Source organism: Enterococcus rivorum (assembly GCF_001742285.1).
GTDB classification, from domain to species: domain Bacteria; phylum Bacillota; class Bacilli; order Lactobacillales; family Enterococcaceae; genus Enterococcus_L; species Enterococcus_L rivorum.
This window is the reverse complement of record NZ_MIEK01000056.1, coordinates 19,206-33,597: the sequence shown is the minus strand read 5'-3', so window position 1 is coordinate 33,597 and position 14,392 is coordinate 19,206. Positions and strand designations below refer to the sequence as shown.

Sequence of the window (14,392 nt, the reverse complement as noted above, 5' to 3'; positions counted from 1 at the left end):
TCAAACAATCCATAAAGCGTATTGTGCGCTTTGCGGTCCAATTTCTCGTCCCAAAACGACTTCTCCCTTAACCTCTTTTTAGTCTACAGAAACTTTATCTTACAATTTGGACACTACATTCGGCATGTATTGCGACATGATACGTTAATGAGCCCATCAAAGCGCCAGAAATAAAATGTTTTCCAGTGGCTCCTAAAACGATTAAATCAATATTTTCTCTTTTCGGAATCGATGTTGCAATAACTTCTTTTGGTGAACCGACTTCGATAACAGAATGTACATCTTCAAAATCTAAATTTTTGGCTTGGTCTTTTAATTCTTGGAATAAATTTTTACAATCTTCAACAAGAATATCAATCGATTCTTTTGGTAAATAATTCAATTTGTTATTAATGACTTGAGCAACATACAATTTAGCATTATTTCTTTTAGCGATATAAATCGCTTCTTTAAAAGCTATATTAGAAGCAGTTGAACCATCCACCGCAACCAAGATATTTTTGTAACTTCCTTTATTAGGCATAATTAGCTCTCCATTCCAAAATGATTTATTTCATATTTAATTCTATCAATAAGGAGCCGATAAGGAAAGGAATATATAAACGATTACTTTTGGCTTTAAAAATTTTTACAAGGTTCTAAAACCGTGCAGGGATATTTTTCGAGGGAATTTGTTGAAATAGTTGTAATTTTGAGCGAACTATGTGACAAGACACCTAAACAAGTGTACACTTAATCTATAATAAAAGAAGGAGATGATTCTCATGTTTGCGACCTATTTATTCGTTCAAGTATTATTGATTTTAGCTTTCTATTTAATGGTATACCTTGTTGAAGCAGTTCATTGGGCAAAAGTTCGGGTAAGAGTTCGTAGCCAAAACATGGATGATCATTCTCATAGAAAAAATAATCAGATGAAATGAAGCTAATGTTGTACCTATGAAGTATTAAAAAATAGTTTTCGATAGCAACCTCAAAAGGCTGAGAGAAAAAAGCTTTTTGAGGTTTTTTATGTTTTTATGCAAAGAAGAAAGCTCTTCAATCTTGTCTTTTTTTGAAAAATAATTTGATTCTCTAAAGTTTTTCTGAAATAATTCAGTCAGTACTTTCTTTTCTTCACTGAGAAAGATATAATTAAAGGCGTATGATTTAAGGAAAAGGGATGACGAATGGAAAAAACTAAAAGAGTAAACATAGATAATAGAATTGATTATGGTGTGATATTACCGGTTTTTCTTTTGTCTTTAATTGGAATATTGTCATTATATGTTGCGTTAAGTCAAGACCCCAATAATCCAAACATCTCAGCAATGATGTGGAAACAAGGGTTATGGTACTTGATTGGTGGGATAAGCATTGTAGTAGTGATGCATTTTAGTTCAAAATTATTATGGCGTTTAACCCCATTCTTTTATGGGATTGGCTTGTTAATGATGGGGCTGCTATTAAAGTTTTATGATCCATATTTAGAATCTCAAACTGGTTCTAAGAACTGGATAAGTTTTGGTGGTACGACCTTTCAGCCTTCCGAATTGATGAAAATTGCTTTTATCTTAATGTTGGCTTATGTTGTTACGATGCACAATGTGAAACATACTGATCGAACAACGAAATCTGATTTTTGGTTAATCGGTAAAATGGCCTTGGTAGCATTGCCGGTTATTGTGCTGATTCTATTGCAAGATGACTTTGGAACAATGTTAGTATTTATCGCAATTCTTGCGGGTGTATTTTTGATGTCAGGTATATCTTGGAAAATTATCGTGCCTGTTTTTGCAGCAGCTTTTATAATCGGAGCTGGAACGATTTATTTAGTAACTACGGATACTGGACGACATCTGCTTTACGGCATTGGTTTTAAACCCTATCAGTTTGAGCGAATTGATTTATGGTTGAATCCTTTTCATGGAGATAAGGATCGCTCATTCCAACCTGCTCTGGCATTAACAGCGATTGGCTCTGGTGGCCTTTTTGGAAAAGGATTTAACGTCAGTAACGTCTATGTTCCTGTCAGGGAATCAGATATGATTTTTACCGTTATTGGCGAGAATTTCGGCTTTATTGGTGGTTGCTTAGTCGTATTGCTTTACTTTATTTTAATTTATAGAATGATTCGCGTTTGTTTTGAAACAAACAATGAGTTTTATGCGTATATCGCAACCGGGATTATTATGATGATTCTGTTCCATGTTTTTGAAAATATCGGAGCAAATATCGGACTTCTTCCATTAACGGGAATTCCGCTGCCGTTTATCAGTCAAGGTGGTTCTTCTATTTTAGGAAACATGATTGGTGTCGGATTGATTATGTCTATGAAGTATCAAAAGGAACTAACAGTCAAAGAGCAAGAATAAAAAGAGAAAGAAGGCGTTAAAATGTATACATTTTTCTGGTATCCTAAATGTTCAACTTGTAAGAAAGCAAAAGCGTGGTTAGATCAAAATCAAGTCCCATATGAAACCATCGACATGATTGAAACACCACCAACTGCTAAACAATTAGCTGATTGGATGGAACAAAGTGATTTACCGATTCGTCGTTTCTTTAATACAAGTGGTATTCGTTACAGAGAACAAGGTCTGAAAGACAAAGTCAATGATTTTTCAATTAAACAAGCTAGTGAGTTATTGGCTACAGATGGAATGTTAATTAAGCGTCCGATTTTTATTAAGGATAACCAATTTATAGCAAATGGCTTTAAAGAGTCTGATTATGAAGGGGCTGTTAAATAGTGACCTCAGAAAATCTAAAAATTGCTGATAGCTTATGGGTTTTGAAAACGGCAGAGGGCTACAAAATTGGCTTAACTAACGCAGCCCAAGAAGAGTTAGGAAAAATATCATTTGTAACGATGCCTAAAGTGGGAAAAGAAATCAAGCGTGGAGAGTCTCTAATCGAACTTGAAGCAGAAAAATCAGTTAGTGATTTTAGCACTCCGATAAGCGGTAAAATTGCCCTTATTAATGAAGCAGTGGAAGAAGATCCAAGTGTTTTAGATCACGCAGATCAGAAGGAAGCATGGATTGCTGTTTTGACTGACGTAAATGAAGAAGACTTTAATCGTTTATAGATAGTTGACATTTGTTTTTGATGTTGCTATAATTTTTGTATTAGTATAGTAGTAAAGCTTTGAAAAGAAGAGTACATGTCAAGAACGTTTGCAGAGAACCCTGTTTGCTGAAAAGGGGTAACATGATTGAGGTGGAAGATGGTCTTTGAGCAGAATAGGTGAGCGTAAGTAAACTTATTACGGAAGTGCCCGTTACAGCACCACAGTATGCGAGATTCAAGTACTGGATAAGACTATTATTGTGAAATGATAGTGAATCAAGGTGGTATCACGAAAGTCAAGCTTTCGTCCTTTCGTCAATTTTGGCGAGGACGGAAGCTTTTTTGCATGCGAATATACGTCAGTCCATCAAGTTAAAACGCATTTAGAATAATCAAGGAAAGCAGGGAAAATACATGGCTCTTATAGAATTACGTCATGTCAAAAAAGAATTTTCAGGAAAAAATGGCAAAATCACGGCTGTTAATGATGTTTCTTTAGACATAGAGCAAGGAGATATTTATGGGATTGTAGGTTACTCAGGTGCTGGTAAAAGTACCTTAGTTCGTTTATTAAATGGATTGGAGTTACCTAGCTCAGGAGAAGTCATTGTTCAAGAAAATAATGTTGCAACGATGAATAATGCTCAATTACGCTATTTTAGAAAAAAAATAGGTATGATTTTTCAACATTTCAATTTGTTGTGGTCACGGACGATTCTTGAAAATATTATGCTGCCGTTAGAACTTGCGGGAGTTCCTAAGAGTGAAAGAGAGAAACGAGCAGAAGAATTATTAGTTTTGGTTGGGCTTGAAGGAAGAGGCAAAGCTTATCCTAGTCAATTATCAGGGGGCCAAAAGCAACGTGTTGGTATTGCAAGAGCATTGGCAAATAGCCCAGAAATCCTGCTATGTGATGAAGCAACTAGTGCTCTAGATCCTCAAACGACAGATGAAGTGCTGGATTTACTTTTAGAAATTAATGAAAAGTTAGGTTTAACCATTGTTTTGATTACTCATGAAATGCATGTTATTCGAAAAATTTGTAACAAAGTAGCAGTGATGGAATTAGGGGATATCGTGGAAGAAGGTAATGTAATCGAAGTCTTTAAAAATCCTCAAGAAGAAGTGACAAAACGCTTTGTACAGCAAGAACTAGAACCAGAAGAAGATACTAAAGAGTTATTGCAAGAGCTGATTGTAGAAAACCCTAATGGACTTATTGCGACGTTACAGTTCAAAGGAGATAATGCTAACGAACCCATTATTTCTCAAGCAATCCGGAAATTTTTAATAGATATAAATGTTGTTCAAGGACAAGTTCAACAAGCAAAAGAAGGAGCGTTTGGTTCTTTAACAGTTATGATTACTGGCGAGAAAAGCGAAATCGAAAAAGCGTTGTCTTTCTTTAAAGAAAACGAAGTGGGCTTGGAGGTGATTCATCGTGGCTAATCAAACTTTTGCAGAGAAGTATTTGGATTTTAGTCGAGTAAACCCTGAAACAATGAAACAAGCTACGATTGACACGCTCTTTATGACAGCAATATCGATGGTATGTGTGATTATTCTTGGTTTTTTACTAGGCTTAGTCCTTTATAATTTAAGTCGAAGCAGTCATCCTTTTGGAAAAGTTGCTTACGGTGTTTTATCGGTAGTCAGTAACATTTTCCGATCGATTCCTTACATTGTATTGATTATTCTATTGATGGATTTTTCAAGAGCATTGGTGGGAACAGGAATCGGGGCAGTGGCGGCCATTCCATCATTAGTTGTTTCAGCAGCACCATTTTACGCTCGTTTAGTAGAAATTGCCTTTCGTGAGGTTGATAATGGCGTATTAGAAGCAGCAGATGCGATGGGGGCTTCAAAAATACAAAAGATTGTCAAAATTTTAATTCCAGAAAGTAAACCTGCGCTATTATCAGGGATTACTTTAACAACTATTACCATGATTGGTTTTACTGCGATGGCAGGAATCATTGGTGGTGGCGGCTTAGGAGGATTGGCCTATCAAGAAGGGTTTAGTCGGAATAACAATACCGTGACCTTAGTCGCAACAGCCTTAATTTTAGTGATTGTATTTATCGTACAATTTGTTGGAGATCAATTAGTTAAACGCTCTGATAAACGATAACAAATAAAAAATATATGGGAGGAAATTACGTATGAAAAAGAAATTATTTGGTTTAGCAACACTAGCAGTCGTGGCCCTTACATTAGTAGCTTGTGGAGGCAAAGGGAAAACAGAAGACAGTAAAACAGCTACATCGGACAAAGAATCCAATGTACTAAGAGTTGGAGCGTCACCTACTCCACATGCAGAAATTTTAGAACAAGTGAAACCAATTCTTAAAAAAGAAGGCATTGATTTAGAAATCATTAAATTTGATGATTACATTTTACCCAACAAAAATTTAGCTGAAGGAGATTTAGACGCTAACTATTTCCAACATATTCCATACTTTAATTTAGCAGTCAAAGAAAACAATTATAAATTTGCCAATGCTGGTGGTATCCATATTGAACCAATGGGCTTATATTCAAAACGGATTAAAGATATTAAAGATTTGAAAGAGGGAGCAACCATTATTACCTCTAACTCAGAATCTGATTGGGGTCGTATTATTACTATCTTGCAAGATGCAGATTTAGTAACGGTGAAAAAAGGGGTAGAGCTTGAAACAGCAACCTTTGAAGATATTGATAAAAATCCTAAAAACTTAAAATTTGTTCATAATATTAATCCAGAAGTATTAGCAACAACTTACAATAATGATGAAGCAGATTTAGTCGCTATTAATGCAAACTTTGCTTATAATGCAGGTTTAAACCCATTGAAAGATTCAGTGTTACTAGAAGCTGATAATTCTCCTTATGTGAATATTGTCGCAGTTCGTGAAGAAGATAAAGATAGCGATAAAATCAAAAAACTAGTGGAAGCACTACGCAGCAAAGAAGTTCAAGATTGGATTTTAGAAAAATGGGATGGTTCTGTCAAACCAGTAGATAAATAATTCACAATTATATTTTTAGTTATTTAAGAAGGAAAGAGCGTAGTCTCTTTCTTTTTTATTTATCTTAGAATAATCTAATAAAAACTTTGTGTTTTGATTCACAATTATATGCTAAAATAATATAAGGGCAAAATAATTTTGGCCTGTAATCTTATTTTAGGGAGAGAAATGATGAAAAAGAAAATGTTTAAAGGGCTTATTGCCTCACTATCAATTGTATTCTTACTTGCCGGCTGTGGGAGTGGCGGCAAAACTGCAACAAGTAGTAAAGAAAGTGAAAGCAAAGAAAAAACAGCTGAAACTTCTGACGTTACCTCGGGGGCATCTGAACAAAAATATACTGATATTAGTGAACTAAAAGATGAATATGATGTTATTATTGTTGGAGCTGGTGGAGCTGGAATGGCTTCGGCAATAGAGGCAAAAGAGGCTGGAATGAATCCGGTAATCTTTGAAAAAATGCCTTATGCTGGTGGTAACACACTTAAATCTTCAGCGGGCATGAACGCATCAGAAACAAAATTCCAAAAAGAACAAGGAATTGAAGATTCCAACGATCTATTTTATGAGGAAACATTAAAAGGTGGAAATAACACTAACGACAAAGAATTGTTACGCTACTTTGTAGATCATTCTGCTTCAGCGATTGATTGGTTAGATGGCATGGGTATTCGCTTAAACAACCTAACTGTAACAGGTGGGATGAGTGAAAAAAGAACCCATCGTCCGGAAGATGGTTCAGCAGTTGGAGAATATCTAGTGGCTGGTTTATTGAGAAATATTGAAGAAAAAGAAATTCCGCTATTTGTAGATGCTGATGTCAAAGAAATTAAAGAAAAAGATGGTCAAGTAAATGGTGTGAAAGTTGTTTTCCAAGGAAAAGATAAGAAAAATATTTCATCAAAAGCAGTCATCGTTACGACTGGTGGTTTTGGTGCAAATATGGATATGGTAACCGAAAATAAACCTGAACTTAAAGGCTATGTTTCTACGAACCAAGAAGGTAGTACTGGCGATGGAATTAAAATGATTGAAAAATTAGGTGGCGCAACGGTTGATTTAGATCAAATCCAAATCCATCCAACTGTTCAACAAGAAAAAGCCTTTTTAATTACAGAAGCTGTTCGAGGTGAAGGCGCCATTTTAGTTGCTCAAGATGGAAAACGTTTCTTTAACGAATTAGAAACACGAGATAAAGTATCGAAAGCGATAATTGGTTTAGAAGATAAATATGCCTATCTAGTCTTTGATGCTGGGGTTAGAAGTCGTGTCAAAGCAATTGATTTCTATGATAAACAAGGATTTGTAAAAACTGGCGATACAATTGAAGCTTTAGCAAAAGAAATTGATGTGCCTGCGGATCAATTAAAAACAACCCTAGATCAATGGAATGAAAATGTAAAAAATAAACAAGATCAAGAATTTGGTCGTACAACTGGGATGGATGAAGATTTATCTAAAGGACCTTTTTACGCAATTAAAATTGCGCCAGGAATCCATCACACAATGGGTGGAGTAAAAATTAATACTAATACTGAAGTAATGAAAAAAGATGGTTCTACAATTAAAGGATTGTACGCTGCTGGTGAAGTAACTGGTGGGTTACATGGTGGGAATAGAATTGGCGGAAACGCTGATGCTGATATCATTATCTTTGGACGCCAAGCAGGTGCCCAATCAGCCATTTTTGCTAAAGAACAAAAATAAGAAGTGCTCTAGACTTGATAATTAAAATAAAGCTTGGTGTATAATAGAATTATGCATCAAGCTTTTTTGCCTATTTTAACAAAAAAATTTTTTAAGGAGGGATAGCATTGAAAAAATTATTATTGGTTTCTACGTTTCAAAATGTTTCACAAATAGTAAAAAAAGTTGAACCGGATCTAAAAAATAAAAAAATCACTTTTATCCCAACAGCAAGTAAAGTAGAAAAGCTAGGTTTTTTTGTGAAAATTAGCAAATGGAAGCTAAAAAGACTAGGTTTGGTTGTAGATGAATTAGATATAGCTAACGCGTCTCATGAAACTATCAAACAAAAGTTGCAAAACAATGATTACATATACGTATCTGGCGGCAACACTTTTTACTTATTACAGGAACTAAAAAGAACGGGGGCGGATAGGTTAATCATTGAGGAAATATACAAAGGAAAATTATATATTGGGGAATCGGCTGGTGCAATCATTGTGGCTCCAACGATTGACTATTCTACAGAAATGGACGATAAAACCAAAGCTCCTAATTTAACAGAATATACTGGCTTAAATCTTGTTGATTTTTATGTTGTCCCTCATGCTGAACATTGGGAATTTAAAAAGGCTGTCGCAAAAATCATAGCTAGCTATTCAAATAAACTGAAATTGAAAGTCATTAACGATAACCAAGCGATATTCGTTGAAGGAGAAAAGGTAACCATTTTGGAAAAATAAGAAAACCGAATGGAGTCAGATTATTCTAATAAGCATTTTAGTTTTATTTTAATGAAAGCGATATCTTTAAAAAGCTGAGTTCCATGCTTTTTTTGCCAATCAACCCCATGAAACAAGGGAATACTTGATCTAAAGAGAATTTCTAATTTAGAAATATTCTAAATTAGAAGTCAGTTCTTAGAAAAAAAATCAGAATCGTTAGGATTTTTCATGTAAAGAGATTGCTTATCATTCTCAATTAGGATAAAATGAATGAGAAAGCAAAATATATTTTAAAGTTGGAGGGAATTGTGAATGTCCGTATTAGAAATTAAAAATTTACATGTATCAATAGAAGATAAACAAATTTTAAAAGGTGTGAACCTGACAATGAAAACAGGGGAAATTCACGCAATTATGGGACCAAACGGAACAGGGAAATCAACTTTATCTGCTGCTATTATGGGAAATCCTAATTATGAAGTGACTGAAGGCGAAATTTTATTTGATGGCGTAAATGTATTAGAGCTTGAAGTAGATGAACGCGCTCGTTTAGGCTTGTTCTTAGCAATGCAATACCCAAGTGAAATCCCAGGAATTACCAACGCTGAATTTATGCGTGCGGCAATTAATGCGAAACGCGATGAAGATAATAAGATTTCAGTGATGGAATTCATTAAAAAATTAGATAAAAAAATGGACTTATTAAATATGCCAGAAGAAATGGCTGAACGTTATTTAAATGAAGGCTTTTCTGGTGGTGAAAAGAAACGTAACGAAATCCTGCAATTGTTGATGTTAGAACCAACCTTTGCAATCTTGGATGAAATCGATTCAGGTCTTGACATCGATGCCTTGAAAGTTGTTTCTAAAGGAGTTAACGAAATGCGTGGAGAGAATTTTGGCGCGTTAATTATTACCCACTATCAACGTTTGTTGAACTATATTACACCAGATGTTGTCCATATTATGATGGAGGGCCGTGTTGTTAAAACGGGTGGTGCTGATTTAGCGAAACGCTTAGAAACGGAAGGTTACGCTGGAATTAGTAAAGAATTAGGTATCGAATATAAAGAAGAAGCATAAGGGGGACAAGATAAATGAAAGAAATAACAACAAAGAATTATCTTGATAACATCAACGCTTTTTCTGCTAGTAAAGAAGAACCTACTTGGATGACGGACTTCCGTATTGATGCTTTGGAAAAAGTAGCAGGGCTAGAGCTTCCTATGATTGAGCGCGTGAAATTTCATCGTTGGCCTTTATTCAACGTCAATAATGAAGACTACACACCAGAAACGCTCAACATCCCTAGCTTTGATGAAATGAAAGATAATCCAGTGATTGTACAACAAGGGTCAGTAACAGCTTTTGAACAACTTTCAGCTGATTTAGCGGCAAAAGGAGTCATTTTTACAGACTTGTTTACAGCTTTACAAGAACACCCAGAATTGGTAAAAGAATACTATATGACGAAAGCTGTGACAGTCGATGAAGACAAACTGACTGCATTTCACGGTGCTTTTATGAATAGCGGTGTCTTCTTATATGTACCGAAAAACGTAGTCATTGAAGAACCGATTGAATCTATTTTTATTCAAGATGGAAATAGCGAAGAATCATTCTTTAAACATGTTTTAATTGTAGCGGATGAACACAGTGAGTTTAGCTACTTAGAACGATTCCAATCAATTGGTGAGAAGCAAATGAAAGTCTCAGCTAATATTGTCGTGGAAGTGATTGCTAAAGCAGGAGCAAAGGTCAAATATTCTGCCGTGGATCAATTAGGTCAAAATGTTTCAACTTACATGAATCGTCGTGGTCATATTATGCGTGATGCATCTGTTGATTGGGCGTTAGGTGTCATGAATGATGGCGATGTGATTGCTGATTTTGATTCAGATTTAGTTGGCGAAGGGTCACATTCTGAAGTAAAAGTAGTTGCAATCAGTGCTGGCAAACAAACACAAGGAATTGATACTCGAGTAACGAATAAAGCGTCTCATTCTGTAGGTCATATTTTACAACATGGGGTGATTCGTGAACGTGGTACTTTAACATTTAATGGCATTGGTCATATTCTAAAAGGAGCTAAAGGTGCGGATGCGCAACAAGAAAGCCGTGTACTAATGCTTTCTGACAAAGCTCGTGGGGATGCGAACCCAATTCTTTTAATCGATGAGAATGAAGTAACTGCTGGACATGCTGCCAGTGTTGGCCGTGTTGATCCAGAAGAAATGTACTATTTAATGAGCAGAGGGTTGCGTAAAGAGGATGCAGAACGCTTAGTAATTCGTGGCTTCTTAGGTTCAGTTATTACAGCAATCCCAGTTAAAGCAGTTCAAAAGGAATTTGTAGAAGTTATTGAAGGGAAGTTAGATGCATGATAAACGCAGATAAGATTCGGCAACAGTTTCCCATCTTGTTTCAAGAAGTAAATGACGAGCCGCTTGTTTATCTGGATAATGCAGCAACCACTCAAAAACCAAAAGCAGTTTTGGATAAACTGACTTATTACTACGAAAATGATAACGCCAATGTCCACCGCGGTGTGCATACCTTAGCGGAACGTGCAACGAAGGATTACGAAGGAGCTCGTGAAAAAGTTAGAGCTTTTATTAATGCCAATGAAACAGCTGAGACATTGTTTACTAGAGGAACGACAACTAGTTTAAATTGGATTGCTAAAAGCTACGGCGATTTGGCAGTCAGTGCTGGCGACGAGATTGTAATCTCTTATATGGAACACCATTCCAATATTATTCCTTGGCAACAATTAGCAGAACGAAAGGGCGCTACCCTTAAGTATATAGAGATTACCAAAGAGGGCTTTCTAGATATGGAAAGTGCTAAAAAACAAATCACAGCTAAAACCAAAATCGTGTCAATTGCACATGTTTCTAACGTTTTAGGCGTGATTAATCCTATCAAAGAGTTAGCTGATTTAGCTCATAAACATGGAGCGGTAATGGTAGTAGACGGTGCTCAAGCTGTTCCTCATATGCCAGTTGATGTTCAAGCGTTAGATGCTGATTTCTATGCATTTAGCGGACATAAAATGTGCGGACCAACAGGAATCGGTGTTTTATATGGCAAACGTGCTCTTTTAGAAAAAATGGCCCCTGTTGAATTTGGTGGCGAAATGATTGATTTTGTTAATCTTTATGACAGTACTTGGAAAGAGTTACCGTGGAAATTTGAAGCTGGAACGCCTAATATTGCTGGAGCCATTGCTTTAGGTGCAGCTATAGACTTTTTAACTGAAATAGGTTTAGAAGCGATCCATCAACATGAAGCGGAGCTAGTAGCCTATGTATTGCCTAAGTTACAAGCGATTGAAGGGATTACCATTTATGGCCCTCAAAATCCTAAAGATCATACAGGCGTTATTGCCTTTAACTTAGAAAATTTACATCCTCATGATGTTGCAACGGCTTTAGATATGGAAGGCGTAGCTGTGCGAGCAGGACACCATTGTGCGCAACCACTATTGAAATATTTAGATGTACCAGCAACAGCGAGAGCAAGTTTTTATTTATACAACACTAAGGCCGATGCGGACCGATTAATCGAAGCTATTTTAGCGACAAAGGAGTTTTTCCAACATGGCTCTATCTAGATTAGATAATTTATACCGTCAAGTAATTCTTGACCATTCCAGCCATCCTCATCATCATGGGACACTGGAAGATTCAAGTAAAAAAATTGAAATGAATAACCCGACTTGTGGGGATGTCATCGAATTACAAGTAGACATCCAAGATGGCATTATTAAGGACATTGCCTTTTCTGGTAGTGGCTGTTCCATCAGTACAGCAAGTGCCAGTATGATGACAGATGCTGTTATCGGAAAATCACTCGCTGAAGCAGAAGCACTTGCAGAAGATTTTTCTCAACTTGTGCAAGGAAACGAAGTGTCAGACGAAGAAAAACTAGGCGATGCGGCGATGTTAAGTGGCGTAGCGAAATTCCCAGCCCGAATTAAGTGTGCAACATTGGCTTGGAAAGCCCTAGAACAAGCGGTTGAAAATGATGGTGAAGGCACAGCAGGACAATTACACTGTGAAGAATAATCAATAAAACGAGAATTCAAAATGAGCTTTAACCTAAGAATAATCAGTGAGAAAACAAGCAGATTCTCGGCTATTTCCTAAAAGAATCAAAATCCGAAAAGCAGATTGTGATTCTTTTAGTCCAATAGCTCGAACCTAAACACTTGTTTCTCAACCTAAGAAAAGGACGTGAGATAATTTGAGTACTGTACCAGAGTTAGAAGAATATAAATTTGGTTTTCATGATGATGTGAAACCAATCTTCAGTACGGGAGATGGACTAACAGAGGAAGTCGTTAGAGAAATTTCACGTAAAAAAGAAGAACCAGAATGGATGTTAGATTTCCGTTTGAAGTCATTGGAGCAGTTTCATAAAATGCCGATGCAAAAATGGGGTCCTGATTTATCGGATATTGATTTTGCTAAAATCAAATATTTCCAAAGAGCCAGTGATAAACCAGCTCGTGACTGGGAAGATGTACCAGATAAAATCAAAGAAACCTTTGAAAGAATCGGAATTCCAGAAGCCGAAAGAGCTTACCTAGCAGGCGCTTCTGCTCAATACGAATCCGAAGTAGTTTACCACAACATGAAGGAAGAATTTACGAAACTAGGGATTGTTTTTACTGATACAGATTCGGCTTTAAAAGAATATCCTGAACTGTTCAAAGAATACTTCTCAAAATTAGTTCCACCAACGGATAACAAATTAGCTGCTTTGAACTCTGCTGTATGGTCAGGGGGAACCTTTATTTATGTCCCGAAAGGCGTTCAAGTAGACGTGCCATTACAAACATATTTCCGGATTAATGCTGAGAATACAGGACAATTTGAGCGAACACTAATTATCGTTGATGAAGGGGCAAGCATTCACTACGTTGAAGGCTGTACAGCACCGACTTATACAAGCAACAGCTTGCATGCTGCGATTGTTGAAATCTATACACGTAAAGATGGCTATTGCCGTTACACAACCATTCAAAACTGGTCAGATAACGTTTATAACTTGGTAACAAAACGTGCCAAAGCTTACGAAGGGGCAACGATTGAGTGGATTGACGGAAACTTAGGGGCCAAAACAACCATGAAATATCCAAGTGTTTATTTAGATGGAAAAGGCGCTCGCGGCACAATGCTTTCAATTGCCTTTGCTGGCGAAAACCAAATTCAAGACACTGGAGCTAAAATGATTCATAATGCACCAAATACCTCTAGCTCAATTGTTTCTAAATCAATTGCTAAAGATGGTGGCGAAGTAAACTATCGTGGTCAAGTAACCTTTGGCAAAGATAGTGCAGGATCAATTTCACATATTGAATGTGATACGATTATTATGGATGATAAATCAAAATCAGATACCATTCCGTTTAATGAGATTCATAACAGCCAAGTGGCATTAGAACACGAAGCAAAAGTTTCAAAAATTTCAGAAGAACAACTTTATTACTTAATGAGTCGTGGGTTGAGTGAAGTTGAAGCCACTGAGATGATCGTAATGGGCTTTGTCGAACCATTTACCAAAGAATTACCGATGGAATATGCGGTGGAACTTAACAGATTGATTAGTTATGAGATGGAAGGCAGTGTGGGCTAACCTTTAAATATGAGCTAGAACCCTTGATACATATAGGTTCTAGCTTTTTATTTTGCTTAAAATGTGAGTTTGTAGCCAATTTTGTAGCCAAAAATTAAAAGTTGACGTATTGAGCGAATTTCTGGCCAGTTTCTTCTTTAGCCTTTTCTGTGACATGAGCATAAATGTTCATAGTAGTTCATGAACCACACTTTGTTATTCTTGATGATATTAAGTAAAAATAGTTATTAAACGTGTGGAGTTTAAGCATATTTGTTTCTATTTTAGCAGTAAATT

At 36.2% G+C, this 14,392-nt stretch carries 15 protein-coding genes and 1 other annotated feature; of the genes, 14 read left to right on the top strand and 1 reads right to left on the bottom strand.

The genetic code is table 11. The features are described 5' to 3' along the window. Positions 1-94 precede the first annotated feature (94 nt). Positions 95-523 carry a universal stress protein gene (locus tag BCR26_RS14945; protein WP_069699772.1) on the bottom strand — a complete coding sequence of 143 codons (429 nt, stop codon included), beginning with the start codon at positions 521-523 and terminating at the stop codon, positions 95-97. Between the two features lie 241 nt (positions 524-764). Between BCR26_RS14945 and BCR26_RS18610 the strand changes: the two genes are divergently transcribed. The 14 genes from BCR26_RS18610 to sufB all read left to right on the top strand — a co-directional run bounded on the left by BCR26_RS18610 (position 765) and on the right by sufB (position 14,116). Beyond that, complete coding sequence (locus BCR26_RS18610) at positions 765-923, top strand: hypothetical protein (RefSeq protein ID WP_169818903.1); 159 nt, start codon at positions 765-767, stop codon at positions 921-923. 246 nt (positions 924-1,169) lie between these two features. Then, a complete protein-coding gene (locus tag BCR26_RS14940) occupies positions 1,170-2,354 on the top strand; it encodes an FtsW/RodA/SpoVE family cell cycle protein (protein WP_069699771.1) in 1,185 nt (394 codons plus the stop codon). A 21-nt stretch (positions 2,355-2,375) separates the two neighbouring features. Further along, entirely contained in the window at positions 2,376-2,732 is a 357-nt protein-coding gene (locus BCR26_RS14935; protein WP_069699770.1) for an arsenate reductase family protein, read from the top strand. Further along, complete coding sequence (locus BCR26_RS14930) at positions 2,732-3,070, top strand: glycine cleavage system H family protein (RefSeq protein WP_069699769.1); 339 nt, start codon at positions 2,732-2,734, stop codon at positions 3,068-3,070. Before BCR26_RS14935 ends, BCR26_RS14930 begins: the two co-directional genes overlap by 1 nt. A gap of 50 nt (positions 3,071-3,120) precedes the next feature. Continuing rightward, positions 3,121-3,366: a binding site (T-box leader), on the top strand. Positions 3,367-3,465: 99 nt separating this feature from the next. After that, entirely contained in the window at positions 3,466-4,500 is a 1,035-nt protein-coding gene (locus BCR26_RS14925; protein WP_069699768.1) for a methionine ABC transporter ATP-binding protein, read from the top strand. 52 nt (positions 4,501-4,552) lie between these two features. Further along, positions 4,553-5,182, top strand: a complete 630-nt coding sequence (locus tag BCR26_RS14920) for a methionine ABC transporter permease (protein ID WP_069699870.1) — start codon at positions 4,553-4,555, stop codon at positions 5,180-5,182. Positions 5,183-5,213: 31 nt separating this feature from the next. Next, a complete protein-coding gene (locus BCR26_RS14915; RefSeq protein WP_069699767.1) occupies positions 5,214-6,062 on the top strand; it encodes a MetQ/NlpA family ABC transporter substrate-binding protein in 849 nt (282 codons plus the stop codon). 171 nt (positions 6,063-6,233) lie between these two features. Beyond that, positions 6,234-7,769 carry a flavocytochrome c gene (locus tag BCR26_RS14910; RefSeq protein WP_069699766.1) on the top strand — a complete coding sequence of 512 codons (1,536 nt, stop codon included), beginning with the start codon at positions 6,234-6,236 and terminating at the stop codon, positions 7,767-7,769. A gap of 107 nt (positions 7,770-7,876) precedes the next feature. Continuing rightward, complete coding sequence (locus tag BCR26_RS14905) at positions 7,877-8,491, top strand: Type 1 glutamine amidotransferase-like domain-containing protein (protein ID WP_069699765.1); 615 nt, start codon at positions 7,877-7,879, stop codon at positions 8,489-8,491. Positions 8,492-8,785: 294 nt separating this feature from the next. Then, positions 8,786-9,556: a Fe-S cluster assembly ATPase SufC gene (sufC, locus tag BCR26_RS14900; protein ID WP_069699764.1), complete on the top strand. Its 771-nt coding sequence runs from the start codon at positions 8,786-8,788 to the stop codon at positions 9,554-9,556. A 14-nt stretch (positions 9,557-9,570) separates the two neighbouring features. Then, the gene (gene sufD, locus BCR26_RS14895) at positions 9,571-10,857 is read left to right on the top strand and encodes a Fe-S cluster assembly protein SufD (protein WP_069699763.1); all 1,287 of its coding nucleotides are present in this window, start codon (positions 9,571-9,573) and stop codon (positions 10,855-10,857) included. Continuing rightward, the gene (locus BCR26_RS14890; RefSeq protein WP_069699762.1) at positions 10,854-12,089 is read left to right on the top strand and encodes a cysteine desulfurase; all 1,236 of its coding nucleotides are present in this window, start codon (positions 10,854-10,856) and stop codon (positions 12,087-12,089) included. Before sufD ends, BCR26_RS14890 begins: the two co-directional genes overlap by 4 nt. Then, on the top strand, positions 12,076-12,543 hold the full coding sequence (gene sufU, locus BCR26_RS14885) for a Fe-S cluster assembly sulfur transfer protein SufU (protein ID WP_069699761.1): 468 nt from the start codon (positions 12,076-12,078) through the stop codon (positions 12,541-12,543). The genes BCR26_RS14890 and sufU overlap by 14 nt, the downstream gene beginning before the upstream one ends. Positions 12,544-12,721: 178 nt before the next feature. After that, entirely contained in the window at positions 12,722-14,116 is a 1,395-nt protein-coding gene (gene sufB / locus BCR26_RS14880) for a Fe-S cluster assembly protein SufB (protein ID WP_069699760.1), read from the top strand. Positions 14,117-14,392: the final 276 nt, after the last annotated feature.